This window comes from Bradyrhizobium sp. 23 (genome assembly GCF_023073295.1).
GTDB classification, from domain to species: domain Bacteria; phylum Pseudomonadota; class Alphaproteobacteria; order Rhizobiales; family Xanthobacteraceae; genus Bradyrhizobium; species Bradyrhizobium canariense_D.
In genome coordinates this window covers 1-575 of sequence record NZ_JADPJF010000035.1, presented here as the reverse complement: position 1 = coordinate 575, position 575 = coordinate 1, and the positions used below count along the sequence as shown (strand labels likewise).

1 protein-coding gene is annotated in these 575 nt (G+C 56.9%); it reads right to left on the bottom strand.

From position 1 onward, the window contains the following. Positions 1 to 33: 33 nt before the first annotated feature. Positions 34 to 575: hypothetical protein (locus tag IVB32_RS05865; protein WP_247372081.1), on the bottom strand; the 542-nt coding region annotated here is incomplete at its 5' end.

Below are 575 nucleotides of genomic sequence, written 5' to 3'. Positions count from 1 at the left end.
CACGCCGATCTAGCCGGCTTGACCTCTTCCGCATCAGCCACGCGTTCGCTGAGAGGGCGGCTTAAACTCCACGACCTCGTGCTGGTCGCACGGATTAGCTCGCTCATTTTTCTTGACGATTAGCTCAAGCTCGAGAGCCTCGAAGGCGAGTTCATCCGCCAAGCGCTTAAACAGCTCGCGCTTTTCTATGTCCGTCGCCTGCTGACTCATCAGCATAAACTCTCTGGCGTCAGCGCGGACCTTTTCCAAACGTCGTCGGAGGTCCTTCATGTGTGCCGGCTTAGCTTTTAAACTTATCCTTGGCCCGAACAAATCAGTTGCTGGTTCGGATCCACCCGGAGTCAACTGCCGAAACTCGATACTGGTTCTATGCGGACCGCCAAATTCGCCGCTCTTCGTGCTGCGATATTTGGGCCATGCTCCATGACCCAGCCCCTGTTCAGGGATTGCGGGCTGAGGACGGCCGTCTTGGCCGATGAGCCATCCCTGTCCGGCTCTCGCCGGATGATGCATAGAACTAGCATACCTGAAGGGGGCATGAATGTTCGAAAGCGCACAGACGCGAGTGTTGCGCC